The sequence below is a fragment of the Nocardia blacklockiae genome (assembly GCF_015477355.1).
Taxonomy (GTDB): Bacteria; Actinomycetota; Actinomycetes; order Mycobacteriales; family Mycobacteriaceae; genus Nocardia; species Nocardia blacklockiae.
The window spans coordinates 100,176-125,362 of sequence record NZ_JADLRJ010000007.1; the positions used below are offsets into that span (position 1 = coordinate 100,176).

Consider the following 25,187-nt stretch of genomic DNA (forward strand, 5'->3'; position numbering starts at 1 on the left):
CGGTGCGGTCGCGACCGCTGTCAACAGGTCGCCGCCATTTTAATTGGTTGCCGGGAACACTAGCGCGTCGGTCGCCGCCTCTCACCCCGAGGTACCCACCGAACCCCGCCGTCCCCGGCGCATTCCGCGCATACCGCCCACTCATCCGCCCGGCGTGCCCTCCCGCCGCGCGAGCGGAATTCCGGCGGCGATCGCGCACGGGCTTCCGAACCATGCCCTAGGCGTGGATATCGGATGCTCGAGCGGTGGAACGCTGCGCGAGGCCGGGCCGTGCTCTGCCGGGCGTGCCGACGATTCGCTGGGCGGCGAGTTTTCCGGAGAAGACGGTGGTGGGCACGCCTACGCCCGGCGTGGTGCCGCAACCGGCCAGGACGACGTTCTCGGCGGTGCGGGGGAGGTTGCGGGGGCGGAAGGGGCCGGTCTGGCGGAAGAGGTGGGCGGCGGAGAACGGTGTCCCGGCGAGCATGTCCTGGGCCTGCCAGGTCTGCGGGGTGTCGAGGTGGTCGACGGTGAAGTGGTCGGCGATGCCGCGGTAGCCGCGGCGCTCCAGCACGGCCAGCAGTTCGCGCAGGTAGGCCCGGCCGATCCGGTCCCAGTGCAGCGGTGCCGCAACGAGATTCGGGCACGGTGCGAGCAGCGAGAGCGGTTCGTGGCGGCCGGTCGGACGGTCGACGAACAGGCCGGGATCGCTGAGCGCCGGGCGGGTGAGCAGCAGCGACGGGTCGCGCATCAACTGCCCGTGCCCGCGCCGGGCGGCGATCTCGGCGAACGTGGTCTCCCAGGCGGCCCCGAAGTCGATGGTGTGATGGGCCCGCACCGGCCAGGCGGCGGCGACTTCCGCGGGCACGGTGCCGTGCGCGACGACGGCCGAGGGCGAGGCCCGCAGCGGCCGCCGCGAGCGCAGGCCGAACCGGTCCAGTCCGCCCAGGTCGGCGGTGAGCACCACCGCGTCGCAGTCGAACGCGCGCCCGTCGGCGGTGCGTACCCGCCGCGCCCGCCCGTCGACGTAGTCCAGTCCCGTGACCGCGGTGTTCAGCTCTAGCCGCCCGCCCGCGGCGACGAACGCGGCCGCCATGGCCGCGGGGATGGTGCGCATGCCGCCCTCGGGAAAATAGACGCCCAGGCAGGTGTCCATGTGCGGGATGGCCCCGTACACGGCCAGCGCCTGCGCCGGCGCCATCCCCGCGTACAACGCCTGGAAGGTGAACAGCCGCGCCAGCCGGGGATCACCCAGCGTGCGGCCCACCCGCGGCCCGAGCCGCCCGAACGCGCCCAGCCGGACCAGCTCGAACAGTGCCGCCCGCTTGTCCGGCAGCCGGACCAGGTCCAACGGCGAGTCGAAATTGGTGTCCATGAATTGGCCGTACGCCGCGCCGTACACGCGACCGAGCCATTCGCGCAGCCGCAGGTACCGCCGCGCCTCGTCGGGCCCGCAGGCGCGGGTCACCTCGGCGGCCATCGCCCCCGGGTCGTCGAAGACGTCGATGACGGAGTCGTCGGCGAAGCGGGCGCGATACGCCGGGGCCAGCCGGTGCACGCGCAGGCCCACCTCGGCGGCCGTGGCGCCCACCGCGGCCAGTGCCTCGTCGATCAGCTCGGGAAGGGTGAGAACGGTTGCCCCGGAGTCGATCTCGTAATCGGGGCCGCGATGGATCCCGACCCGCCCGCCGGGGTGGTCGGCGCGTTCGAGCAGGGTGACCGCGCGCCCCGCACCGGTCAGCCGCAGCGCCGCCGACAGACCCGACAGCCCCGCGCCGACCACGACGATTCGATCGGTCGGTCCCGCAACGGTTTTCACGACTACGCTCCTGAGATCACGCGACGCGCTTGGTGGCGGCCAGGGCCATCGCCCGCAGCCGCTGCTTCGCCTCCGGCGTGGCCGAGCTGTGCTCGAGCGCCGCCAATCCGCGATCGGTCAGCTCGGTGATGCGCCGCTCCACGTCCTCTACCGCGCCGAGTTCGGTGATCAGCTCGCGCAGTTCGGTCACCGTGTCCGGGGACACGTCGGTGCCCAGCGAGGTCCGCAACAGGCGCGCCGCCGCGGGCGCGGAGGCGTCGGCGCGGCGCAGCGCCTCGGCGATCAGCACCGTGCGCTTGCCCTCGCGCAGGTCGTCGCCGGAGGGCTTGCCGGTGACGGCCGGGTCGCCGAATACGCCCAGCAGATCGTCGCGCAGCTGGAACGCGATGCCGATATCGGTGCCGAATTCCCGGTAGGCGGCGACCAGGGCCGGATCGTCGGCGGCCAGCGCGGCCCCCAGGTGCAGCGGCCGCTCCACGGTGTACGCGGCGGTCTTGTAGCGGTTGATGCGCAGCGCGGCCTCCACCGAATCGTCGGCGCCCGCCTCGCCGTGGATGTCGAGCAGCTGCCCGCCCATCACCTCCGTGCGCATCGCCGCCCACACCGGGGCGAACCGGATCCGCGCGGCGGGGTCCAGGCCCGCGGTCGCGACCATGTCGTCGGCCCAGGCCAGGGCCAGATCACCGATCAGGACGGCCACGCTGATCCCGAAATGCGCGGAGTCGCCGCTCCATTCGCGCTCGCGGTGGCGCTCCTCGAAGTCCACGTGCACGGTCGGGAAGCCGCGGCGGGTGCGCGAGGAGTCGATGATGTCGTCGTGGATCAGTGCGCACGCCTGCACCAGTTCCAGTGCGGCACAGGCGTTGAGCACCGCCGCCGCGTGCGGCCCGGCCGGGTCGCCGCCGGCGCCGAGCCAGCCCGTCCACGCGAACGACGGGCGGGTGCGCTTGCCCCCGCGCAGCACGAAATCCTCGAGTTCGGCGGCCGCGTCCACGAAGACCGGGCCCAGCTCGCCGACCAGGTCGCGGCGGGAGACGAAGAACTCGGTGAGCGCGGTCTCGACGGCGGCGACCAGCGCGGCGGGGCCGATCGGGGCCGATCGCGTCGGAGTGCCCGGTCCGGCGGACATAGGAACCTCCCAGAACTCGGCACGCCGATCGTGCGGCTACAAGTAGTTCGGGGCACGACCGCACCCCGAATGGGAACCTTACCGACCTCCGTATTCGCGGCGGACGCGCCCAGGGCCCGCAGTGAGCGGCGCCACCGCACTTACACTGGATCGGTGAGTTTCGACAACGTACGGGGACCCTCGACCCCAGGCCGAAGTTCCCGGACGCCGCAGGTCTCCGGAACTCCCTCCGTCGTCGGGCAGCTGGTCAGGCGCCCGGACGGGACGATTCCCTTCTCGGTGGAGTTCAATCCGCCGCGTGACGCCGCCGCCGAGGCCCGGCTGTGGCGGGCCGCCCGCGAGTTCGAGCGCATGCACCCGGCGTTCGTGTCGATGACCTACGGCGCGGGCGGCTCGACCCGCGACCGCACCGCCCGCGTGACCGGTCAGCTCGCCCGCGAGACCACGCTGCTCACGGTGGCGCACCTGACCGCGGTGGAGCACAGCGTCGCCGAGCTGCGCTCGATCGTCGGCACCTACGCCGACGCCGGCATTCGCAATCTGCTGGTGCTGCGCGGCGATCCGCCCGGGGACCCGCTGGGCGAGTGGCGCCGCCACCCCGAGGGCCTGTCCTACGCCGAGGAGCTGGTGCGCATGGTGCGCGGGCTCGGCGACTTCCACGTGGGCGTGGCGTCGTTCCCGCAGGGGCACCACCGGTCCCCGGACCTCGACCACGACACCGCCTACCTGTGCGCGAAACTGCGTGCGGGCGCGGAGTATTCGATCACCCAGATGTTCTTCGACGTGGAACACTATCTGCGCCTGCGGGACCGGGTGGCGGCGTGCGACGCGGTCGAGGGCGCCAAGCCGATCATCCCGGAGCTGATGCCGATCACCTCGCTGCGCACCGTGCAGCGCGCCGAGGAGCTGTCCGGCCGCCCGGTGCCCGCGCACCTGATGCGGCGGCTCGAGCGCGCCGCGGGCAACGACCCGGAGGCCAACCGCAACGCCGTGCGCGCGGTCGGCATCGAGATCGCCACCGAGATCGGGCAGCGGCTGATCGACGAGGGCGCGCCGTGCCTGCACTTCATCACGCTCAACTTCGCCAAGGCCACCACCGAGGTGCTGACCAATCTGGGCTACACGGTGACAGCGGCCCCGGTGAGCGCCTGATCGGCGTTTCGCGGCCGATAACCGTCCGTATGCCCGCGTCGCGCGGTACCGTCGCATCCCGACCGTGACGACGAGGGGAACTCCGATGTCCGCTGTGCGCAGTCTGATCCGTGTCACCGGTGTGCTGGGCGCGTCCGTCGCCCTGGCCTGCGTCGGCGCGTTGTCGGCGGAGGCCGCGCCGCCCGATCCGGCCGCCGCGGCCGCTGCCGCCGGTCGCGTGGAGACCGCCGGTTCCAGTGATTTGCTGAGCGCCTACCAGACCGCCGTGGACAGCCTGCAGCGGCTGGGTGTGCAGCCGTTCCTGTACCCGTCGGCGTCGGCGCTGTGCCACGACGGCACCACCGCGGGCCTGGTGCCCGCGCTGGCCGGTGCGCTGCCCGGGCCGTGGCCCAAGACGACGGTGCCGACCCCCGGCCTGGACGTGTCGGCGGTGAAATCCGGCCAGACGATGTTCGCCTTCGTGCCGTACGGGCTGGGCGCCGACGGCGCGGACACCACCGGCATGCAGGTGGCGTGGCTCAATACGTCCACGGGCCGTTCCGGTTTCGCCGCGATGAACCCGCTGTCGCAGGTGGTGCGCGCGATGGTGCCCGCGGACGTGCCCGCCGAGGTCCGCCCGCTCGCCGAGCAGGCGGTACAGAACTTCTTCGCGGCCGCGCTCCCCGCGGGCGGCGTGCGCGCGGTCCCCGTGAACACCGGCTCCGGCACAGTCCTGGCCGCAGTCTTCGGCTCGGTCCGCAACGGCGACCGCACCTGCTGGTTCCTGCCGACAGTCGGCATCGTCCCGGTTCCCTGAATCCCACCCGCCAGCAACCATCTACCAAGCCACCAGCCACCAGCTGCGAACCGCCAGCCGCCATCTGCCCAGCGGCCAGCCGTGAACCGCGAACCACCAGCCGCCACCTGCCAAGCGGCGAGCCGCGAACCGCCACCTGCCGAGTGGCCAGCCGCAAACCGCCAGTCGTTGGCCCCAGCCGTGAGTCGCGCTCCGCGAATCGTTGGTGCCAGCGGCGAACCGCGAGCCGCCAGTTGTTGGGGTCAGCCCGCGCGGGCGGGTAGGGCGCGGCCCTTCCAGCTGAGGGCGCCTGCGCGGTGCAGGCGGTGCGAGCGCACCGACAGGCGCAGGTAGGCGGCGATGGAGAGCGGGTGTGCCACGGCGGCAGCGACATCCGCCGCGCCGATCCCGCCGCCGGATTCCAGCGAGCGGGCCAGTAGACGGGCCGCGACGGCGCAGGCGTAGCCGGCGCAGCCGGTGCGACGGAGCCGGCCGCGCCCGAACAGCGCGGCCACCGGCGGTGCCCAGTACGCGAGCGCGGCCACCGCGCCGACCGCGGCGCTGCCCGCCGCCGAGCCGTAGGCCGACCACAGCCAGCGGGTATAACCGGCGTCGAGATCGGCTGCGCCTCGGTACATCCGGGTACTGGCGACCCGGCCCGCGCCCAGCAGCACGGTGCGGTGCCCGGCGCGCCGCAGCGCCCGCGACAGCGCCAGATCCTCGGTGACGTCCGCGGCGACGGCGGCGTGCCCGCCCACGGCCCGGTAGGCGCCCGCGTCGAACACCAGGAACTGCCCGCAGGACACGGCCGTGGACGGCCGCAGGCTCCGATTGGCGAGCCGGATCGGCAGCGTCGTCGCCCACGACCAGCACAGCAGCGGCTGCACCAGCGCCTCGGCGGGCGTCCCGGCCCGCTGCCGGGGCCACGGCGACACCGATCCCGCCCGGCCCCTGCGCAATTCGCCGACCGCCGCCGCGATCGCGCCGGGCCGCAGCCGCACGTCGGCGTCGAGGAACACCAGCGCGCCGGCCGTGGTGGCGCCGGAGGTGACGCCGGCGATGTCGGCCAGCCGCGCGCAGGCGGCGGCCTTGCCGGTCCAGCCGGGCGCGGGCTCGGTGTCGGCGCAGATCACCGTGAACCGTTCGTCGCCGCCTGCCGCGGCCGCGGCCGCCTCGTAGGTGGCGTCGGCCGAACGGTCGTCGAGGATCAGCACCCGCAGCCGCGGAACGCCTTGTTGCGCACGCAGATCCGCGATCAGGGCGGGCAGCCGCCCGACCTCGTCGCGGGCCGGGACGCAGACCGTCACCGGCTCGATCACGGTGGTGCGCGCCCCCGCCAGCTGCGGCACCGTGATCCGGTTCAGCGCGGCCACGGCCGCGCCGGCACCGGCGACCACGGTGCCCGCCAGCACCAGACCGTGGACCGCCCTTGCGTTTACGCCCGCCGCGCCCGCCCGCGCCGCGAACTCACGTGTCCTCTTCATGTGCCATCCAGCCTTTCACACCCGGCGGCGGCTGTCGCGTCCGTCTCCGTCTCTCCGCCGGTCTCGAAAGTGATCGTGACCGGCCCGAAATACGGGCCGGGACAGGAGGATTCGACGAGTCAGTCGTTCGTTCGCGCCCACGGCGGCGTGGGGTTGCGGCTGACGTAGGCCAGGACGGCGACGATGGCGGCGACGGCCAGCGTGATGCCGCCGACGATACCCGCCCACCCGGCGAACGAGCGGGTGTTGGGGTCGGCGTACTTCACCTCGGCGCGCACCGGGCTGACATCGCCGGGCGGCAGCTTCCAGGAGACGACCGAGTCGCCCTCCCGGGTGCCGTTGGTGGTGCCGACCCGGGACGGGAACGCCACGGTGAACTGCACGTCCGAGCCCTGCGGCGGCACGGTCCGCAGATCGACGCGCCCGGACAGGACGACCTGGTCGCCGGTGCGGGTGAACTGCAGGTTGAACATGCCCTGGGTCTCGTCGGACAGTTGCCCGAGCTGCTGCACCTCGCCGAAGGTCAGGTCGTCGAAATAGACCTGGCTGCCCGCGTACCCGTCCTGCGTGTACGGCTCCACCCGCACCTTCGCCGACAACGACTCGGGCACCTTCAGCTCCGGGCCTTTGTCCTTGTCGTTGGCGGGCACGGCGGCGGCGACGATGCGGCCCGACACCCGGTCGTTCGACGACACGCCCATCGACACCTGCAGGCGCAGGCACCCGGCCAGCAAGGGCATCAGCAGGACCGCCAGCATCACCAGTGACCAGGCGCGATGGCGGCCCCGGCGCGGCGAGCGGGCGCTCGGCCCGGCGGGCTTCGGAGTTGTCGGACTCGGCTGCACGGCTCACATCGTGCCATGACCCGCGGACGGGCCCGGCATGCGACGGGCCGGGAGGTGTGCGGCGGGCGTGCGCGTCACGGGTCGCGAGGCGTGCCGCAGATGCCCGGGCAGTGGCCGCGCGCGGCGGGGCGGTCGCGGAACATGGTCGCCAGCAACGGAATTCCGAGCACGCCCAGGCCCAGGAGGCCGTAGCCGCCCGAGACCGGGAGGCCGAGGAACGCCACGTGCGCCAGCGCGGAACCCAGCCACGTCCACAGGAAGACCGCGACCGGGACGGCGAGCGTGTCCACGGTCGCGGCGTACCGGCGGCCGAGCAGTTCCAGCAGCGCCGCCATGACACTCGCGACCGCGAACCAGCCGAGGTAGTTGGTGTACGGAATCTGCGGCACCCCGGGCAGTCCCGGATGCGCCGAACACCAGGTCCAGCGGCCGTCGGCGACCATCTGCGGATCCAGGAACAGGTCCCAGCCGACCGCGCCGAGGGCGGTCAGCGGAATGCGCACCGCCACAAGCGGAGTCAGCCGCCGCACCACCACCCACACCGGATACAGGCCGCCGGTCCACGCCAGCGGGACCACCAGCGGGACCTCCGCCAGCGCGGGCCCCAGGCCGCCGTGCGCGTACCTGTAGCAGCCGAACGGGAATCCGGTTGCGGTACCGGCGATCTCGGCGGCCAGCCCGAGCCCCGACACGATCACCAGGAATCCGGCGGCGAAGCGCGGGCCCCGGGTCAGCGCGGCGTGGGTCAGCGCGGTGGCCGCCGACAGCAGGACGATCGCCACGGTGATCCGGTCGCGCGCCACGCCCGCCGTCAGCGGATAGGCGATCTGCGTCAGGATCAGCGCGAGCGCCGCGACCACCGGCGCCCGGCGGGCCGTCATTCCCGCAGGCGCGGCAGCCGGGGCCGCCGCAGGTCCCGCAGCGCCACCCGGGCGGCGCTGCGCCCGGCCGCGCCCGAGACGCCGCCGCCCGGATGCGTCGACGCGCCGGTCAGGTACAGGCCCGGCGCGCCCGGCACGCGGTGCCCGGACAGCTCCGGCAGCGGCCGCCAGAAGAACATCTGGTCCAGCGACATCTCCACGTGCATCACATTGCCGCCGATCAGCCCGAGTTCGCGTTCCAGATCGGCCGGGGTCTGCACGAAGCGCTCGCGTACCGACGCGGCGAAACCCGGTGCGGCCGAGTCCACCTCGGCGATGATGCGATCGCCCTCGCGCTCGGCGTGCGCGCTCCAGTCGCTGCCGTCGGCGAGCCGGTAGGGGTGCCACTGGGCCCACAGCGACATCTGGTGCTGTCCGGGCGGCGCGATCGACGGGTCGAGCGCGCTGAAACTCATCGCCAGCACCACCGGCTGCGGCGGCAGGTCACCGGCGAGGGCGGCGCCGTGCGCGCGCCGCAGCTGCCGCCGGTCGGTCGCCAGCAGTTGCAGGCCGCGGCTCGACTCCTCGATCGACGCGCCGGGATAGCGCGGCAGCGCGTCGGTCGCCGCGCGGACCACCATGCCGATGCCCGGGCCGACGCGGATCCGCCGCCGCCACCCGGCCAGCGCCTCCGGGTCGAATCCGCCGCGCCCCAGCAGGTCCAGCGTGGTCAGGATGTGAGTGCCCGCGATCACGGTGCGCGCGTGCAGGTTTCGGCCCGACTCGGTGCGCACCCGCCAGCCGTCGCCGGCGCGGCGCAGTTCGGTCACGGCGTCGCCGGGTGAGACCGTGCCGCCCTCGGCGCGCAGGCGTTCGACCAGGGCCGCGGTCAGCGCGCCGCTGCCGCCGACCGCGCGGCCGGGCGGCAGCGTGTGCATCAGGGCCGCGAATCCCACCATCGGCGCGGTGCCCGGTTCCGACATCGGCGGGCCGGACTGCGCGCCGAACCAGGCCAGCGCGGCCTTGAGCCGCTCGTCGTCGAACCAGCTGTCCAGCAACGCGTCTCCGGTCTGCAGGAATTCCCGCGACAGCGCGCTGCCGCCCGCGCGCGCGTCGAGCCCCCAGAACGAGCGCAGCAGGCGGCCGGGTACCGGCGGTCCCGCGAACGACCGCATCACCCGCCGCGCGCGCGGCTCCCACGTGCGCACGAAGCGCCGGTAGGCGTCGGCGTCGCGGGTGCCGCAGGCCGCTTCGATCGACGCGCAGGTCCGGTCCAGGTCGCGGTGGAACACGAGCGGCGGCCGATCCCCGCCCGGCGGCGCGGGCGCGAAAGCCCAGGGGTCGCAATCGAGATAGCGCAGCCCGAAGCGATCCAGCTCCAGTTCCTCGACGATGCCGGTGTGCCGGATCATGATGTGCGCCGAGGAACCGCGATCCACCAGGTGGCCGGGAAACCGCTCGACCGTCGACACCGCGCCGCCCAGCACCTCGTCGCGCTCGAGCACCTCTACCCGGTGCCCGGCCCGCGCCAGATAGCAGGCGGCGACCAGTGCGTTGTGGCCCGAGCCGACCACGAGCACGCTCACCGCGGCACCGCGTTCGAGCCGGGTCGCGCAGCGGTCACGGAGTGTCCAGCGGCAGCCGGCGGCCCAGTACCGCGAAGCGCCGGGTGTCGCCGGAGAAGACGAAATGCCGCACCACATCGGTGAATCCCTGCCGCCGATACAGCCGCCAGGCCCGGTTGTTCTCCCGGTCGACCTCCGGCGTGGACAGCAGCACGGCCTGTTCGGGCCGGTCCCGCAGCAACCGGACGAGCAGCGTCTCGCCGATGCCGCGACCCTGCGCGGCCGGGTGCACGTGCAGTTCGGTGAGTTCGAAATAGTCCGCCAGCAGGTCCCGCGCCGCGTGCTCGGGCCAGCCCGAGCGCCGCATCCCGCTGTGCACCTGCTGATGCCACCACTGGTGCGGCGCGCCGCGGTAGCCGTAGGCCACGGCGACCAGCGGCGCGGTGCGCAGGTCGAATTGCCCGCTGTCGTCGGGGATCACAGCGCCGACGGCCTGCCAGCCCGGCCGCGTGGTGTGCTCGGTCCACATCGGCGCGCGATGGTGTTCGGTGCCGCGCGGATAGTCCATCGCCGCCACGTACACCGCCAGCGCGTCGTGCAACCGGGCGCGTAGCGCGGCCACCGACAGGTCGACGACGACGGGGGCTGGGGTGTGGTGCGGTCTGAGGGCGGTCATATCAGGGCGGCGCGGCTCTCGTTCGACGCGGTCGCCGTGCTCGGGGCAGGAAGCGGCGAGCGCGGGCGCGGAAGTTTGTCGGTGGTCGTCTCTATATTCACACTCAATTGAAACGTTCGAATACCTGTTCGGTCCGTCCGGTCGGCGATGTACCCGGCGGGCCACGGGTGTGCGAAGGGTTGGAGGTACCGCAATGGCTGGTCGGATCGGGTATCCCGGGCGTCCCGGACGAGCGGGCGGTCTGTTGGACCGTGCGGACGGGCTGCTACTGCAATCGTCCGCCGAAAGCGACCCGCGCGAACGGTTCCGCACCGCCTACCTCGCCGCCCTGCGCGGCGCCGGCGCGGTGCTGGCGATGACGGGTGCGGACCGCGCGCCGCGGGCCCGCTCGCGCAACGCGTGGGTGCTGATGCAGCAGGCCGCGCCCGAATTCGTGATGTGGGCGGACTACTTCAGTTCCTTCTCCGAGACACGCGCGGCCATCGAGGCCGGCCTGGACCGCCCGGTCGACGCGCGGCACGCCGACGAGTTCGCTTCTCGGGTAGGGGCATTCCTGCACGACGTCGAGGACCTGGTCAGTACCGCGGCCCGGCTGCGCCCCGACGAGGCCCGCCTGGGCAATGGCACGGCCTGAACATCGGCGAGTAGGTGGTAGCGCACTGATCGAACTCGTATCATTGGTGGCAGGTAGCCGCCAAGGTCGGCTACTTGTCGTCTACCCGGAGGCGACCACCACGACAAGTGCCGGGGGAGGTACCGTGCCACTCTCCGAGCACGAGCAGCGCATGCTCGAACAGATCGAGAGCGCTCTCTATGCTGAGGACCCCAAGTTCGCCTCGACCGTCCGCGGCGGACGGCTACGCTCGGCCACGGGCAGACGCCGGTTGCAAGCGGCGGCGTTGTTCGTCCTCGGCCTGGTTCTTCTCGTCGCGGGAATCGCGCTGCCGGTGAAGCCGGGCGGGTTCCCGATCATCAGCCTGTTTGGCTTCATCGTGATGTTCGGCGCGGGCGTCCTGCTGCTGATGGGTGGCTCGGGTCTGCCGGGCGCCGGTCGCAAGGGCGGCGACGCGCAGCCGGGTCAGGGTGGTGGTCCCGCGGCCCCCAAGGGCAAGCAGCGCAAGACCGGCGGGTTCGCCGCGCGCATGGAGGACCGGTTCAGGCGCCGGTTCGAACAAGACAACTAGCGCTCCCAGCAGCCCGAGAACCACCGCGACACGCCGTGCGATGCACGGCGTGTCGTTTTTGTTGTGTGCATCTCATCCGAGCGCTCCGGGTATCGCCCGCCCCCTGTCTCGCCACGGCGCCCCACATCCACCCACCGTCGCTCCCCACCCCGCCCCACCGGGCGATAAGGGCCTTTCCGATCTGCGGGTTTGCTGACGGTTGTCGGGTTGTCCGGCGACTCGCCGGTGCGCGTCGGGGGAACTCGGCGGTAACTCCCCACCTGCGCGATAGCTGAGTTGAGCTGCGCAATCGGTTGCGCGCACCCCGAGATCGCCCCCGCTTTCGATTGAAAGTGGGGGAAAGTGGGGTAATGTGGGACGCGCACTGATGGAGGCCGACCAGACGGGGTGATCCAGCGGGAGGTGTCGAGACTGTGTTTCTCGGTACCTACACGCCTCGCCTGGACGACAAGGGGCGACTCACGTTGCCTGCGAAGTTTCGGGACGAACTGGCGGGAGGGTTGATGGTCACGAAAGGTCAGGACCACAGCCTTGCCGTGTATCCCAAGGAGGAGTTCACCGCGCTCGCGCGGCGGGCCGCCGCGGCGTCTCGAAACAACCCGCAGGCACGGGCTTTCGTCCGCGCCCTCGCGGCCTCCACGGACGAGCAGCGTCCGGACGGACAAGGCCGGATCACGTTGTCGGTCGAACACCGCCGCTACGCCAACCTCACCAAGGACTGCGTGGTGATCGGCTCGGTCGACTTCCTCGAGATATGGGACAAGCAGGCGTGGGACTCCTACCTCGCCGAACACGAGGAGGATTACTCGCAGGCCAGAGACGAGTCGCTGGGCGGAATCTTCTAGCCCCGAACGAGGCGAGTGCCCCGCGGCCTCTGCCCGACCAGGACCCTGACGTACTTCCCCAACGCCAGGTGCCGACGGTCGGTCAGAGACCCCGGGGCATCCACCACACGACGTGTGAGTCCAATCGCGGGCGCCCCCTGCGGCGTTGCGCGCCGCGCCTCGGGTTCCGTGCGCGACACCGTGAGGCAGGATCCGGGAGGTCGAGGTGAATCATGCGAACCAGACTCCCCGCCATGTTCCGGTCCTCCTGGCCCGCGCCGACGAAATCCTCGGTCCCGCACTGGTTTCCGGTGGCGTCCTCGTCGACGCGACCCTCGGTCTCGGCGGTCACGCCGAGCACTTCCTGCGTACCTACCCGGCGATCCGGCTGATCGGCCTGGACCGCGACACCGAGGCGCTGCGCCTGGCCGGGGAGCGGCTACGCCCGTTCGAGGACCGGATCACGCTGGTACACACCCGCTACGACAGTCTGGCCGAGGCGCTGGGCACCGCCGGGCTGCCCGCCACCGCTTCGGTGCGGGCCGTCCTGATGGATCTGGGCGTGTCCTCGATGCAGCTCGACGAGTCCGAGCGCGGCTTCGCCTACTCGATCGACGCGCCGCTGGACATGCGGATGGACCCGACGGCCGAACTCACCGCCGCCGACGTGCTCAACACCTACAGCCACGGCGACCTGGCCCGGGTGCTGAAAACCTATGGCGAGGAACGCTTCGCGGGCCGGATCGCGAGCGAGGTCGTGCGGCGGCGGCAGCAGCGGCCGTTCAGCACCAGCGCCCAGCTGGTGGAGCTGCTCTACGACGCGATTCCGGCCGCGACCCGGCGCACCGGCGGACATCCGGCCAAACGCACCTTCCAGGCGCTGCGCGTGGAGGTGAACCGGGAGCTGGAATCGCTGGAGGCGGCCCTGCCCGCGGCGCTGGACGCGCTCGAGGTGGGCGGGCGCATCGTCGTCATGTCCTACCAGTCGCTGGAGGACAAGGTCGTCAAACAGGTGCTCGCGCAACGCTCCGCGTCGCGCACGCCGGTGGGCCTGCCGGTCGAACTGCCCGGCATGGGCCCGGAATTCAAGATTCTGACACGGGGGGCGGAGAAGGCGTCCGCGAGCGAGATCGAGGACAACCCGCGGGCCGCACCGGTACGGATGCGGGCCGCGGAACGGATAGAGGAGGCCGGATGACGTCGGCGCGATCGGTGAAACCGGGATGCACCTCGTGGGCGACCACGCGATATCCCGGGAGCACCGTCGCGCCGAGCCGGCCGACGGGGTCGACAGCAGTAGGGGAGGCGGAGAAATGAGCGTGCGCACACGGGTGGACGCACCTCGGCGGGAGCCGTCCGGGCGGGCGGCGCGCGCCGCGGAGAAGCGGGCCGCGCAGGTCGTCCCGCGGCGGGGCGAGCCGGCCGCGCCGCGGCGGGTGGAGCAGGCCGACCGGGTGAAATCCGGTGCGGCGCAACGGGCTTACGCACGCCGCCGGAACCGGGCGCAGGGCCTCGGCGGGCTGCCGCCGCTACCCGGCCGGGCCGCCTCGGCGATGGCCGGGCGGCTGCCGTTCGTCACCGCCATCATCGCGCTGCTGGGTTGCGGGCTGATGGTCACCCTGCTGCTGACGACGCGGGCCGCCGAGGACAGCTACCAGCTCGGCGACGCGCGCCGGATCAACCGCCAGCTCGGCGACGAGCGCGCGGCCCTGCAGCGCGAGGTCGCGGCCGCCGACTCGGCCCCCGAACTGGCCAACCGCGCCCGCGAACTCGGCATGATCCCGGCGAAGGACCCGTCCCGCCTGCTCATCGCCCCCGACGGCACGATCACGGTGATCGGCAAGGAGACCCCCGAACAGGGCGCCCCCGCCCCGCCGCTCAACACCCTGCCCTCCTCCCCGTCGGCCCTCCCCCCGAAACTCGTACAGGCACAGGGCGAACGCCTCGTCCCGGTGACAACCACCCCCACCCAGCCAGGCACCAACCAGGCGAGCCAGCCCGCCCACCCAGGCGCGGACCAAGCGGGCCAGCCCCCTGCCGCCCCGACCCAGCCCGGCGCTGAACAGCCTGTGACACAACAAGTCCCGGCTGACCAGAACCAGGCTCCGCCCGCCCAGGCAGAGCCCACCCAGCCCCCGGCGGAAGGCGCCCCCATCGCGGAGCAAGCGCCCCAGCAAGCCTCGAATGAGGCTGCCGCTCAATCCGTCCCGGCGTCCGCGCCACTCGACCAGGCTGTCCCGGTGCCGAATCAGGCGGCGGAAGTGCCGAATTCGCCCTCTGCCGCGCAGCCTGTCGAGGCGGCGGAGCAGGATGGGGTGGTGCGGTGAGTCCGGCGCGCGGACGTGGCGGTACGGCGGCGCGGCGGGGGCCGGTTCGGCGGGTTCGGAAGAGTGGTAGGGGGCGGGCGGAGTCGGCTGCGGATGCGTCGAGTCGGTTGCGGTTCGGGCTGGGGCGGTTGCTGATGTTGGTGGCGTTGCTGGTGGTGGCGGCGCAATTGCTGTGGGTGCAAACGGTTTCCGCGCCGTCGCTGTCGGCGGAGGCGGCCAGCCAGCGCACCGTGCACGTCGCCGACACGGCGTTGCGTGGGCCGATCACCGACCGCAACGGGAAGTCGCTGGCGTTCACCGTCGCGACCAAGAAGCTCAGTTTCCAGCCGGTGGTGGTGCGCCGCCAGCTCGCCGACGCGCGCGCCAAATCCGCGAAGGCGCCCGACCCGGACGAGCGGCTGCAGGCGATCGCGAAGACGATCCACGACAAGCTCGGCGCGGCCGGGCCCAAGGAAGCCGATCTGCTGGCCATCCTGCGCAGCGACGACAAGTTCGCCTACCTGGCCTACAACGTCGACGCCCGGGTCGCCTCCGAGATCAAGGAGAAGTTCCCCGAGGTGGGCCTGGAGCGCCAGGACACCCGGGTCTACCCGGGCGGTTCGCTGGCCGCCAACATCGTCGGCGCCACCGGCTGGGACGGGCACGGCGCCATCGGCCTGGAATCGTCGATGGATTCCGAACTGGCCGGCACCGACGGCTCACACACCTACGACCAGGGCTCCGACGGCGCGGTCATCCCGGGCAGCGAGCGCGACCGCCAGCCCGCCGTCGACGGCGCCACCGTCGAGCTGACCATCGACTCGGACATGCAGTACTACGTCCAGCAGCAGGTGCAGCAGGCCAAGCAGATGTCGGGCGCGCAGGACGCCTCGGCGGTGGTGCTGGACGCGCACACCGGGCAGGTGCTGGCGATGGCCAACGACAACACCTTCAATCCCCAACTGGGCCCGAAGAACTGGGCCGGCGCGCACATGGGCAACCCGGCCGTCACCGACGCCTTCGAACCCGGTTCGGTGAACAAGATCGTCACCGCCGCCTCGGCCATCGAGTACGGGCTGACGAATCCCGAAGAGGTGCACCACGTTCCGGGTGAGATCAGCATGGGCGGCGTCACGGTGCACGACGCGTGGGACCACGGGGTGACCCCCTTCACCACGACGGGCATCTTCGGCAAGTCGTCCAACGTGGGCACCCTGATGCTGGCCCAGCGGGTCGGCGAGGACCGCTACGCCGACATGCTGAAGCGGTTCGGGCTCGGACAGCGCACCGGCGTCGGCCTGCCCGCCGAGAGCGGCGGCGTGGTCCCCGCGCGCGACCAGTGGTCGGGCTCGACGTTCGCGAACCTGCCCATCGGCCAGGGCCTTTCGATGACCCTGCTGCAGATGACGGGGATGTACCAGGCGATCGCCAACGACGGGGTGCGGATCCCGCCGCGGATCGTGAAGTCCGAGGTCGGCCCGGGCGGCCGCCGCTCGGAGGAGTCGCAGCCCGACGGCGTGCGCGTGGTGAGCCCGCAGACGGCGCGCACCCTGCGCGGCATGTTCCAGTCGGTGGTGCAGCACGACCCGACGGGCGTGCAGCAGGGCACCGGACCGTCGGCCGCCGTCGAGGGCTACCAGGTCGCGGGCAAGACCGGCACCGCGCAGCAGATCGACGCCAACTGCCGCTGCTACTCCGCGGACCGCTACTGGATCACCTTCGCCGGCATCGCCCCAGCCGACAATCCGCGCTACGTCGTCGGCATCATGCTGAACGCGCCGATCCGCAGCTCCGACGGCAGCGGCGGGCAGTCGGCCGCGCCGCTGTTCCACAACATCGCCTCCTGGGCGCTGCAGCGCGACCGCGTGCCGCCCTCCCCGCCCGCCAAACCCCTTGTTCTGCAAGCGATGTGAGAGTGTCCCACCCGATGCGACGGTATCCGGCAGCCGACCCGGCGAGCGGGCGCGACCCCGGCCCGCGACCAGGGTGCCGCGGCGGTGCCGACCTGCGACCGACCGGTCGGAAGCGGCACCGCGACACCGCGGATACGCCTGCTCACAGGGCATGCCGGGCACCCGGAACCGGGCCGTCGACCGCGCCCGGCGGGGCGAACCCGCATGGCCGGGAACCCGCAGCGTCGGGCTGGCGGTAACCTGACACGTCGATCCGATCCGTCCGGGGGGAGACGGCAGAGCAGAACCGCATACATCGAGAGGAGCTTCGTGCCCGTGCAGCCCAGCCCGCAGGCCTTGCGTCCGGCGGCGCCGCCGTCCACCGCGCTGCAAACGGTTGTCGAGCTCACGGGCGCGCGCCCGAGTCGCGAGCTCGGCGGCCTGGCGGTCACCGGCATCGAACAGCGGTCCGACGCGGTGCAGCCGGGTGATCTGTTCGCCGGGCTGGCCGGGGCGCGGGCGCACGGCGCGCGGTTCGCCGCCGACGCGCTCGAGCGCGGCGCGGTCGCCGTGCTCACCGACCCGGCCGGCGCCGAACTGATCGGCGCGGTGGAGGTTCCGGTGTTGGTCCACGACGATCCGCGCGCGGTGCTCGGCGAGCTGTCGGCCGCGATCTACGGCAATCCGTCGGAGCGGCTGCAGGTGCTCGGCATCACCGGCACCTCGGGCAAGACCACCACGTCGTATCTGGTCGAGGCCGGGTTGGCCGCGGCCGGGCGGCAGACCGCGCTGATCGGCACCATCGAGACCCGGATCGGCGGGCGGCGCGTCCCGAGCGCGCTGACCACGCCGGAGGCCCCGCAGCTGCACGCGATGTTCGCGCTGATGGTCGAGCAGGGTGTGGAGGCGGTGGTGATGGAGGTGTCCAGTCACGCGCTGGCGCTGGGCCGCGTCGACGGCGTCCGGTTCGCGGTGGGCGCGTTCACCAATCTGTCGCAGGACCACCTGGACTTCCACGCCGACTTCGAGGACTACTTCGCCGCCAAGCGGAAGCTGTTCGTGTCCGAACCCGGCGCGGCCCGCCCGGTCGCCGCGCAGCAGTGCGTGATCTGCGTCGACGACGCGTGGGGCCGCCGGCTGGCCCGCGAGGTGCGCGGCCGCACGCCGGTGCGGACGGTGGCGACCGCGGCGAACACGACCGGCGAGGACGCCCCCGACTGGCTCGCCCTCGGCCCGTCCGCCGACGGCGCCGAGCAGATCTTCACCGCGGTCGGCCCGGAGACGAAAGTGCCGGTGCGGCTGCGCCTTCCGGGCAGCTACAACATCGCCAACGGCCTGCTGGCGATCGCGGTGTGCGCGGCGGCCGGGGTGGACCCGGCGACGGCGGCCGCCGCGCTGGCGCACGTGGACGTGCCCGGCCGCATGCAGCGGGTGGACCGCGGCCAGGACTTCCTCGCGGTGGTCGACTACGCGCACAAGCCCGCGGCGGTGGAGTCGGTGATCGCGACGCTGCGCGCCTACGTCAAGGACTCCGGCGGCCGGCTGGCCGTCGTGGTGGGTGCGGGCGGCGACCGCGACGCCGGGAAACGGCCGCTGATGGGCGCCACCGCGGCGCGCGGGGCGGATCTGCTGATCATCACCGACGACAATCCGCGCGGCGAGGACCCGGCGGCCATCCGCGAGGCGATTCGCGGTGGGGCACTGGGGATCGCGGAGTCCGAGCGTGGCGAGGTCGTCGAGATCGGCGACCGGGCCGCGGCCGTCGCCGCCGCCGTGGACTGGGCGCGGCCGGGCGATGTCGTGCTGGTGGCGGGCAAGGGACACGAGACCGGGCAGGAGATTGCGGGTGTGAAGTATCCGTTCGATGACCGCGAGGTGCTGGCGGAGGCCCTCTCACGGAAAGCGAAGGACCTGACGGTTTCATGATCGAGATGACTCTGCGGGAGATCGCGGACGTCGTCGGCGGCACGCTGCACGATGTACCCGACCCCGCGGTGACGGTGACCGGCGCCGTCGAATTCGATTCGCGCCGAATCAATCCCGGTGACATGTTCCTGGCGCTGCCGGGCGAGCACGCCGACGGGCACGACTTCGCGGCCACCGCGACGGCGGCCGGCGCGGTGGCCGTGCTGGCGGCGCGCCCGGTCGGCGTCCCGGCGATCGTGGTGACGCCGCAGGACACCGCCCCCAGCCGCGCGATGGCGCTGGCACACGACCGCGACGGTTCCGGCGCGGCCGTGCTCGCGGCGCTGGCCAAGCTGGCGCGGGTGAGCGTCGACCGGCTGGTGGCGGACGGGCTGACCGTCGTCGGCGTCACCGGTTCGTCGGGCAAGACCTCCACCAAGGACCTGCTGGCGAGCGTGCTGGCCCCGCTGGGCCCGGTGGTCGCCCCGCCCGGTTCGTTCAACAACGAACTGGGCCACCCGTGGACGGCGCTGCGCGCGGACGCCGACACCAAGTTCCTGGTGCTGGAGCTGTCCGCGCGCGGGCCCGGACACATCAAGGCGCTCACCGAGATCGCCCCGCCGACCATCGGCGTAGTCCTCAACGTCGGCACCGCGCACCTGGGCGAGTTCGGCAGCCGCGAGGCCATCGCCCAGGCGAAAGGCGAACTGGTGGAGGCACTTCCGCCGTCCGGGGTCGCGGTGCTCAACGCCGACGACCCGAACGTCGCGGCCATGGCGACCCGGACGCGGGCCCGCGTGGTGACCGTCGGCCAGTCGGGCACCGCCGAGGTGCGGGCCACCGACGTTGTTCTCGACGGCGACGCGCGGGCGCGATTCACCCTGCACGCCAAGGGTTCCCAGGTGCCGGTGCGGCTGGCCGTGCACGGCGAGCACCAGGTCGGCAACGCGCTGTCGGCCGCCGCGGTGGCGCTGGAGTGCGGCGCCGATCCCGAGACGGTCGCGCGGGCGCTGTCGGACGCGCGGATCGCCTCGGCGCACCGCATGGACGTGCGGACCCGCGCCGACGGCGTCACCGTCGTCAACGATTCCTACAACGCCAACCCGGATTCGGTGCGCGCGGCGCTCAAAGCCCTGGTGAGCATGGCGAAGGAGACCGACCGCCGGACCTGGGCGGTGCTCGGCGAAATGGCCGAGCTGGGCGAGGAATCGGTCATCGAACACGACCGCATCGGCCGGCTGGCCGTGCGCCTGGACGTCGACCGGCTGATCGTCGTCGGCACCGGGCGCCCGGCGCACGCGCTGCATCAGGGTGCGGTGATGGAAGGCTCGTGGGGTGAGGAATCGATCCTCGTCCCCGATATCGAGGCCGCGATCGCGGTGCTGGACGACGAGATCGCGGCGGGTGATGTGGTGCTGGTGAAGGCGTCGAATTCGGCCGGGCTGTGGGCGGTCGCGCAACACCTCACCGCGGCTCCCGGGGCAGGCACGGAGGCGGCGGTATGAGACAGATCCTGTTCGCGGCGGCGATCGCCCTGGCGGTGTCGATCCTGTTGACGCCCTTGCTGATCCGGATGTTCGCCCGGCGCGGCTTCGGCCAGGAGATCCGCATCGACGGCCCGGAGAGCCACCAGGCCAAGCGCGGCACCCCCACCATGGGCGGCGTCGCGATCCTGGTCGGGCTGTGGGCCGGTTATTGGGGTTCGCACCTGATCGGCATCGGGTACGAGGCCGAGGGGCCGACCGTCTCGGGCCTGCTGGTGCTGTCGCTGACCACGGCGCTGGGCGCGGTCGGCTTCATCGACGACTTCATCAAGCTGCGCAAGCAGCGCAACCTCGGGCTCACCGCGGCGGGCAAGTACCTCGGGCAGCTGTCGGCCGCGGTCATCTTCGGCGTGCTGGCGCTGCAGTTCCCGGGCGCGAACAAGCAGACCCCGGCCAGCCGCCACCTGTCCTACGTCCGCGACATCACCACGGTGTCGATGGGCGTCATCATCTTCCTGGCGTTCGTCTGCCTGGTGGTGGTCGCCTGGTCGAACGCGGTGAACCTGACCGACGGCCTGGACGGGCTCGCGGCCGGCTCGATGAGCCTGGTGCTGGGCTCCTACGTGATCATCACCTTCTGGCAGTACCGCAACGCCTGCTCCACGCACGCCGAGGCCGGGTGCTACAACGTGCGCGACCCCCTGGACCTGGCGCTGGTCTGTGCCGCCGGCGCGGCCGCCTGCATCGGATTCCTGTGGTGGAACGCGGCTCCCGCCAAGATCTTCATGGGCGACACCGGCTCGCTGGCCCTGGGCGGCCTGCTGGCCGGGCTGTCCATCACCACCCGCACCGAACTGCTGATGATCGTGATCGGCGCGCTGTTCGTGGCCGAGACGGCGTCGGTGGTGCTGCAGGTCGCGGTGTATCGCACCACCCGGAATCGGCTGTTCAAGATGGCGCCGTTCCACCACCACTTCGAACTCAGCAAATGGGCAGAGACTACGGTGATCATTCGGTTCTGGTTGCTCGCGGCCATAGCGTCGGCAGTCGGACTGGGATTGTTCTACAGCGAATATCTCTCTCAGGTCGGGTAAAGCAGCGATGGTCGAACACACTCCGCGGGCCCTGCGTTCACCGGGGCCCATGCTCGAATTCCTGCGTGGCCGTGACGTTCTCGTCGCGGGATGGGGGGTGTCGGGCAGGTCGCTGATCGAGCCGCTGCGCGACATCGGCGCCCGGCCCGTGGTCACCGACGCCGGCGAGAAGGCGATGGCCGAGGCCGCCGAACTCGGGCTGACCACCGCCACCGGCGACGAACTGCTCGAGCCCGCCGCGCTGGACCGGTTCGCACTGGTCATCACCAGCCCGGGCTGGCGGCCCGACTCGCCGGTGCTGGTCTCCGCGGTCACCGAGGGCATTCCGGTCTGGGGCGACGTCGAATTCGCCTGGTGGGTGGACCAGGCCCGGCTGTACGGCCCGGCGCGCAAGTGGCTGGTGATCACCGGGACCAACGGCAAGACCACCACCACCCAGATGACGCACGCGATCCTGCGCGCGGCCGGGGTGCCCAGCGTGGCCTGCGGCAATATCGGCCTGCCGATCCTGGACGCGTTGCGCCGCAATCCCGGTCCGCAGGTGCTGGCCGTGGAACTGTCGTCGTTCCAGCTGCACTGGGCGCCGTCGGTGCGCCCGGAGGCCGGCGTGGTGCTCAATGTCGCCGAGGACCACCTGGATTGGCACGGCGGCCTGGACGCCTACGCCGCCGCCAAGGCGCGCGCGCTGACCGGCCGCGTCGGCGTGGTCGGGCTGGACGATCCGGTGGCCGCCGCGCTGGCGCGAAAGTCCAAGGCGCGCCGCACCGTCGGCTTCCGGATCGGCGTGCCCGCCGACGGCGAGCTGGGTGTGGTCGACGGCAAGCTGCTCGACCGCGCGTTCACCAAGGCCGCCATCCTCGCCGAGACCGGCGACATCAGCCCGGCCGGACCGGCGGGCGTGGCCGACGCGCTGGCCGCGGCGGCGCTGACCCGATCCATCGACGTCGCACCGCAATTCGTCAAGGAGGGCCTGCAGGAGCACAAGGTGGGCCCGCACCGCGCCGCGCTGGTGCGCGAACTGGGCGGGGTGACCTTCGTCGACGACTCCAAGGCCACCAACCCGCACGCCGCGCGGTCCTCGATCCTGGCGCACCCGCAGGTGATCTGGCTGGCCGGCGGCCAGCTCAAAGGCGCGCACATCGACGATCTGGTCGAGGAGGTCGCCGACCGGCTCGTCGCGGCCGTGCTGTTCGGGCAGGACGCCCCGGTCGTCGCCGCGGCATTGGCGCGACACGCCCCCGATGTCCCCGTCGTGGAGCTCGGTTCGGGTGACGATGCAGTGATGGGTGTGGAACTCACGTCCGAGATCGATGGGGCGGACGCGGTGATGGCCAGGGCGGTGCGACTCGCCGCCGGGTACGCCCGCCGCGGGGACACCGTGCTGCTGGCTCCGGCCGCGGCCTCACTGGACATGTTCGCCGACTACACCCATCGGGGACGCAGTTTCGTCGCCGCGGTGCAGGGGCTCGACGAGGAAGATATCGGGAGCCAGCAGTGACCGAGAAGGCGCGCAAGCAATCGGGGACCTGGTTCGGTGCCTGGCTGGCGCGCCCGCTGGCCGACTTCCATCTCGTCGTCACCATCGCCGCGCTGCTCACCACGCTCGGCCTGGTGATGGTGCTCTCGGCGTCCAGCGTCGAGTCCTACGCCGACGGCGGCTCGGCCTATCGGCTGTTCATTCAGCAGGCGCTGTTCGCGCTGGTCGGGGCCGTGCTGTTCTATCTGGCGCTGCGACTGCCGCTGCGGCGGCTGCGGCAGCTGTCGTTCCCGCTGTTCGCGGGGTCGGTGCTGCTGCTGGTGCTGGTGCTGATTCCCGGCATCGGCTCGCAGGTGCAGGGTTCGCGGCGCTGGTTCGACCTCGGGTTCGCCTCGGTGCAGCCGTCGGAGATCGTGAAGGTCACGCTGATCATCTGGGGCGCGCACCTGCTCGCGGCGCGCCGCTCCGAGCACGCGAACTACAAAGAGATCATGGTGCCGCTGGTGCCGGCCGGCCTGCTGGCCTGCCTGCTGGTGGTGCTGGAACCCAACCTGTCCACCACCATCGCGCTGGGCCTGATCCTGGCGGCGCTGCTGTGGTTCGGCGGGCTGCCGATGCGGCTGTTCGTGACGATCGCGGTGTCGGGCGTGGTGGCCGCCGGGGTGCTGGCGCTGTCGGCCGGCTACCGCTCCGATCGCATGCGCGCGTTCTTCAATCCCGGCGACGATCCGCAGGGCATCGGGTATCAGGCGCGCCAGGCGCTGTTCTCGCTGGCCGACGGCGGCATCTGGGGCCGCGGGCTGGGGCAGAGCCGCGCCAAGTGGAGCTATCTGCCCAACGCGCACAACGACTTCATCTTCGCCATCATCGGCGAGGAACTCGGATTCCTCGGCTGCGCACTGGTGCTCGGCCTGCTGGCGCTGTTCGCGCACACCGGCCTGCGGATCGCGAGCCGTTCGGTCGATCCGTTCCTGCGCCTGCTGGTGGCCTCCGCGACGGTCTGGATCACCGGGCAGGCGTTCATCAATATCGGCTACGTGGTGGGCCTGCTGCCGGTCACGGGATTGCAGCTGCCGCTGGTCTCCGCGGGCGGGTCGTCGCTGGCGATCACGCTGCTGATGTTCGGCATCATCGCCAGCGCCGCCCGGCACGAACCGGAAGCGGTGTCGGCGCTGCACAACGGGCAGGACGGCCGGATGAGCCGGCTGCTGCGCCTGCCCAAGCCGGAGCTGTACTCACCGGGCCGCGCGCAGGCGGCCCGCACCCGCTCGGGCCTGCGGGCCGCGCCGCCGCGTCGCGAACTGGCGCAAGGCGATCGCCGCGGCGGCGGACGGCGGGGTGGTGCGGCGCCGGCCCCGCGGCGCTCGATAGATTCGGATTCCGCCCGGCGCCGGGCGGCGGACGCCGGCCGGCGGGAGAGTCGCAGCACCAGTTCGTGGCGCTCGACGCGGGCCTGGGAACCGAGCTATCCGATGACACATGCGAGAGAACGGGGTAATTCGAGGTGACAACCGGCGGGAGCGTCAGGTCCGAGACGAAAAGACCTGGGGGACGGACACTCTCGGTGATCGTCGCGGGCGGGGGCACCGCCGGCCATATCGAACCCGCCATGGCGGTCGCGGACGCGCTGCGCCGGCTGGACCCGTCGATCCGGATCACCGCGCTGGGCACCGCCCGCGGCCTGGAGACGACGCTGGTGCCCGAGCGCGGCTATCCGCTGGAGCTGATTCCGCCGGTGCCGTTGCCGCGCAAGCCCTCCGGTGACCTGCTGTGGCTGCCCGCCCGGGTGCGGGCGTCGGTGGCGCGCGCTCGCGCGGTGATCGACGCGGTCGAGGCGGACGTGATCGTGGGCTTCGGCGGCTACGTGGCCCTGCCTGCCTACCTCGCCGCGGGCCGCGGTGCGCGCCGCCGCCGCGCGGTGCCGGTGGTGGTGCACGAGGCGAACGTCAAGGCGGGCATCGCGAACAAGGTCGGCGCGCGCCGCGCCGCGCGAGTGCTTGCCGCGGTGGCGAATTCGGGGGTGCGCGCGCCGGGCCGCGCCGACGCGGAGATCGTGGGGATCCCGGTGCGTGAGGCCATCGCGACGCTGGACCGGGCGGGACTGCGCGCGCAGGCGCGCGCGCACTTCGGGCTGCCCGTCGAGGGGCCGGTGCTGCTGGTGTTCGGTGGCTCGCAGGGCGCGCGGCGGCTCAACGAGGCGGTGTCGGCGGCCGCGCCGCAACTGACGGCGGCCGGGGTGTCGGTGCTGCACGCGCACGGGCCCAAGAACACGGTGAACGTCAGCGGCGTCGATCCGGACGGCCCGGCGAAGTACGTCGCCGTGCCCTACCTGTCGCGGATGGACCTGGCCTACGCCGCGGCCGACGCGGCGGTGTGCCGCTCCGGGGCCATGACCGTCGCCGAGGTGTCGGCGGTCGGCCTGCCCGCGTTCTACGTGCCGCTGCCGCACGGCAACGGCGAGCAGGAACTCAACGCCCGCCCGATCGTCGGCCAGGGTGGTGGCAGAATCGTGCGGGACGCGGAACTGACCGAGAAATACGTGATCGACGAGGTGATCCCGCTGCTCACCGATCCGGTGCGGCTGTCGAGCATGGCGGTGGCGGCCGCCGGGGCCGGCCATCGCGAGGCCGCCGACACGGTGGCGCGGATCGTGGTGGAGGTGGCCGGCCGGTGACGGAGACGGAGAACACGACCGAGCAGGCGAGCCCCAACGACCTGCCGCCGCTGCTGCGGCGGG

Annotated in this window: 21 protein-coding genes; 14 read left to right on the forward strand and 7 right to left on the reverse strand. The window is 72.5% G+C overall.

The window, feature by feature from the left end; genetic code table 11:
* Positions 1-217 precede the first annotated feature (217 nt).
* Positions 218-1,798 (reverse strand): phytoene desaturase family protein, encoded by a 1,581-nt coding sequence (crtI, locus tag IU476_RS21900; RefSeq protein ID WP_195102911.1) that lies wholly within the window; start codon positions 1,796-1,798, stop codon positions 218-220.
* A gap of 16 nt (positions 1,799-1,814) precedes the next feature.
* Positions 1,815-2,927: a polyprenyl synthetase family protein gene (locus IU476_RS21905; RefSeq protein ID WP_195102913.1), complete on the reverse strand. Its 1,113-nt coding sequence runs from the start codon at positions 2,925-2,927 to the stop codon at positions 1,815-1,817.
* A gap of 153 nt (positions 2,928-3,080) precedes the next feature.
* Here IU476_RS21905 and IU476_RS21910 point away from each other — a divergent pair, with 153 nt between their 5' ends.
* Both IU476_RS21910 and IU476_RS21915 read left to right on the forward strand, forming a co-directional pair.
* Positions 3,081-4,079: a methylenetetrahydrofolate reductase gene (locus tag IU476_RS21910; protein ID WP_195102915.1), complete on the forward strand. Its 999-nt coding sequence runs from the start codon at positions 3,081-3,083 to the stop codon at positions 4,077-4,079.
* 85 nt (positions 4,080-4,164) lie between these two features.
* Entirely contained in the window at positions 4,165-4,875 is a 711-nt protein-coding gene (locus tag IU476_RS21915) for a hypothetical protein (RefSeq protein WP_195102917.1), read from the forward strand.
* A 242-nt stretch (positions 4,876-5,117) separates the two neighbouring features.
* Here IU476_RS21915 and IU476_RS21920 read toward each other — a convergent pair whose 3' ends face one another.
* The 5 genes from IU476_RS21920 to IU476_RS21940 all read right to left on the reverse strand — a co-directional run bounded on the left by IU476_RS21920 (position 5,118) and on the right by IU476_RS21940 (position 10,284).
* Positions 5,118-6,338: a glycosyltransferase family 2 protein gene (locus tag IU476_RS21920; protein WP_195102920.1), complete on the reverse strand. Its 1,221-nt coding sequence runs from the start codon at positions 6,336-6,338 to the stop codon at positions 5,118-5,120.
* Between the two features lie 119 nt (positions 6,339-6,457).
* Entirely contained in the window at positions 6,458-7,183 is a 726-nt protein-coding gene (locus IU476_RS21925; RefSeq protein ID WP_438944051.1) for an LppM family (lipo)protein, read from the reverse strand.
* A gap of 74 nt (positions 7,184-7,257) precedes the next feature.
* A complete protein-coding gene (locus IU476_RS21930) occupies positions 7,258-8,064 on the reverse strand; it encodes a carotenoid biosynthesis protein (RefSeq protein ID WP_195102923.1) in 807 nt (268 codons plus the stop codon).
* Entirely contained in the window at positions 8,061-9,629 is a 1,569-nt protein-coding gene (locus IU476_RS21935) for a phytoene desaturase family protein (protein ID WP_324194185.1), read from the reverse strand. Before IU476_RS21935 ends, IU476_RS21930 begins: the two co-directional genes overlap by 4 nt.
* 34 nt (positions 9,630-9,663) lie before the next feature.
* Positions 9,664-10,284 (reverse strand): GNAT family N-acetyltransferase, encoded by a 621-nt coding sequence (locus IU476_RS21940; RefSeq protein WP_195102927.1) that lies wholly within the window; start codon positions 10,282-10,284, stop codon positions 9,664-9,666.
* A 193-nt stretch (positions 10,285-10,477) separates the two neighbouring features.
* Here IU476_RS21940 and IU476_RS21945 point away from each other — a divergent pair, with 193 nt between their 5' ends.
* From IU476_RS21945 to murG, 12 genes are all read left to right on the forward strand, one after another.
* Complete coding sequence (locus tag IU476_RS21945; protein WP_195102930.1) at positions 10,478-10,918, forward strand: SAV_6107 family HEPN domain-containing protein; 441 nt, start codon at positions 10,478-10,480, stop codon at positions 10,916-10,918.
* Between the two features lie 124 nt (positions 10,919-11,042).
* Positions 11,043-11,468, forward strand: coding sequence for an SCO2097 family morphological protein (locus tag IU476_RS21950; protein WP_195102931.1), 426 nt, complete (start codon positions 11,043-11,045; stop codon positions 11,466-11,468).
* Positions 11,469-11,881: 413 nt separating this feature from the next.
* The gene (mraZ, locus tag IU476_RS21955; protein WP_195102934.1) at positions 11,882-12,313 is read left to right on the forward strand and encodes a division/cell wall cluster transcriptional repressor MraZ; all 432 of its coding nucleotides are present in this window, start codon (positions 11,882-11,884) and stop codon (positions 12,311-12,313) included.
* A gap of 205 nt (positions 12,314-12,518) precedes the next feature.
* Positions 12,519-13,490, forward strand: coding sequence for a 16S rRNA (cytosine(1402)-N(4))-methyltransferase RsmH (gene rsmH / locus IU476_RS21960; protein ID WP_195102936.1), 972 nt, complete (start codon positions 12,519-12,521; stop codon positions 13,488-13,490).
* Positions 13,491-13,605: 115 nt separating this feature from the next.
* Complete coding sequence (gene ftsL / locus IU476_RS21965; RefSeq protein ID WP_195102938.1) at positions 13,606-14,619, forward strand: cell division protein FtsL; 1,014 nt, start codon at positions 13,606-13,608, stop codon at positions 14,617-14,619.
* Positions 14,620-14,753: 134 nt separating this feature from the next.
* A complete protein-coding gene (locus IU476_RS21970; RefSeq protein WP_195102942.1) occupies positions 14,754-16,511 on the forward strand; it encodes a peptidoglycan D,D-transpeptidase FtsI family protein in 1,758 nt (585 codons plus the stop codon).
* Positions 16,512-16,820: 309 nt separating this feature from the next.
* Positions 16,821-18,416, forward strand: coding sequence for a UDP-N-acetylmuramoyl-L-alanyl-D-glutamate--2,6-diaminopimelate ligase (locus IU476_RS21975; RefSeq protein ID WP_324194186.1), 1,596 nt, complete (start codon positions 16,821-16,823; stop codon positions 18,414-18,416).
* On the forward strand, positions 18,413-19,900 hold the full coding sequence (locus IU476_RS21980) for a UDP-N-acetylmuramoyl-tripeptide--D-alanyl-D-alanine ligase (RefSeq protein ID WP_195102955.1): 1,488 nt from the start codon (positions 18,413-18,415) through the stop codon (positions 19,898-19,900). Before IU476_RS21975 ends, IU476_RS21980 begins: the two co-directional genes overlap by 4 nt.
* On the forward strand, positions 19,897-20,973 hold the full coding sequence (gene mraY / locus IU476_RS21985) for a phospho-N-acetylmuramoyl-pentapeptide-transferase (protein WP_187684008.1): 1,077 nt from the start codon (positions 19,897-19,899) through the stop codon (positions 20,971-20,973). The genes IU476_RS21980 and mraY overlap by 4 nt, the downstream gene beginning before the upstream one ends.
* Before the next feature lie 49 nt (positions 20,974-21,022).
* Entirely contained in the window at positions 21,023-22,471 is a 1,449-nt protein-coding gene (murD, locus tag IU476_RS21990; RefSeq protein WP_195103350.1) for a UDP-N-acetylmuramoyl-L-alanine--D-glutamate ligase, read from the forward strand.
* Positions 22,468-23,958 carry a putative lipid II flippase FtsW gene (gene ftsW / locus IU476_RS21995; protein ID WP_324194187.1) on the forward strand — a complete coding sequence of 497 codons (1,491 nt, stop codon included), beginning with the start codon at positions 22,468-22,470 and terminating at the stop codon, positions 23,956-23,958. The genes murD and ftsW overlap by 4 nt, the downstream gene beginning before the upstream one ends.
* Positions 23,955-25,124 (forward strand): undecaprenyldiphospho-muramoylpentapeptide beta-N-acetylglucosaminyltransferase, encoded by a 1,170-nt coding sequence (gene murG / locus IU476_RS22000; RefSeq protein ID WP_195102967.1) that lies wholly within the window; start codon positions 23,955-23,957, stop codon positions 25,122-25,124. The genes ftsW and murG overlap by 4 nt, the downstream gene beginning before the upstream one ends.
* Positions 25,125-25,187: the final 63 nt, after the last annotated feature.

Bases quoted from the DNA above. Each gene is read 5' to 3' on its own strand.
- IU476_RS21905 (WP_195102913.1), bottom strand. From the start codon at position 2,927: ATGTCCGCCGGACCGGGCACTCCGACGCGATCGGCCCCGATCGGCCCC.
- IU476_RS21915 (WP_195102917.1), top strand. From the start codon at position 4,165: ATGTCCGCTGTGCGCAGTCTGATCCGTGTCACCGGTGTGCTGGGCGCG.
- IU476_RS21920 (WP_195102920.1), bottom strand. From the start codon at position 6,338: ATGAAGAGGACACGTGAGTTCGCGGCGCGGGCGGGCGCGGCGGGCGTA.
- IU476_RS21930 (WP_195102923.1), bottom strand. From the start codon at position 8,064: ATGACGGCCCGCCGGGCGCCGGTGGTCGCGGCGCTCGCGCTGATCCTG.
- IU476_RS21940 (WP_195102927.1), bottom strand. From the start codon at position 10,284: ATGACCGCCCTCAGACCGCACCACACCCCAGCCCCCGTCGTCGTCGAC.
- IU476_RS21945 (WP_195102930.1), top strand. From the start codon at position 10,478: ATGGCTGGTCGGATCGGGTATCCCGGGCGTCCCGGACGAGCGGGCGGT.
- ftsL (WP_195102938.1), top strand. From the start codon at position 13,606: ATGAGCGTGCGCACACGGGTGGACGCACCTCGGCGGGAGCCGTCCGGG.
- IU476_RS21970 (WP_195102942.1), top strand. From the start codon at position 14,754: ATGTTGGTGGCGTTGCTGGTGGTGGCGGCGCAATTGCTGTGGGTGCAA.
- IU476_RS21980 (WP_195102955.1), top strand. From the start codon at position 18,413: ATGATCGAGATGACTCTGCGGGAGATCGCGGACGTCGTCGGCGGCACG.
- mraY (WP_187684008.1), top strand. From the start codon at position 19,897: ATGAGACAGATCCTGTTCGCGGCGGCGATCGCCCTGGCGGTGTCGATC.
- murD (WP_195103350.1), top strand. From the start codon at position 21,023: ATGCTCGAATTCCTGCGTGGCCGTGACGTTCTCGTCGCGGGATGGGGG.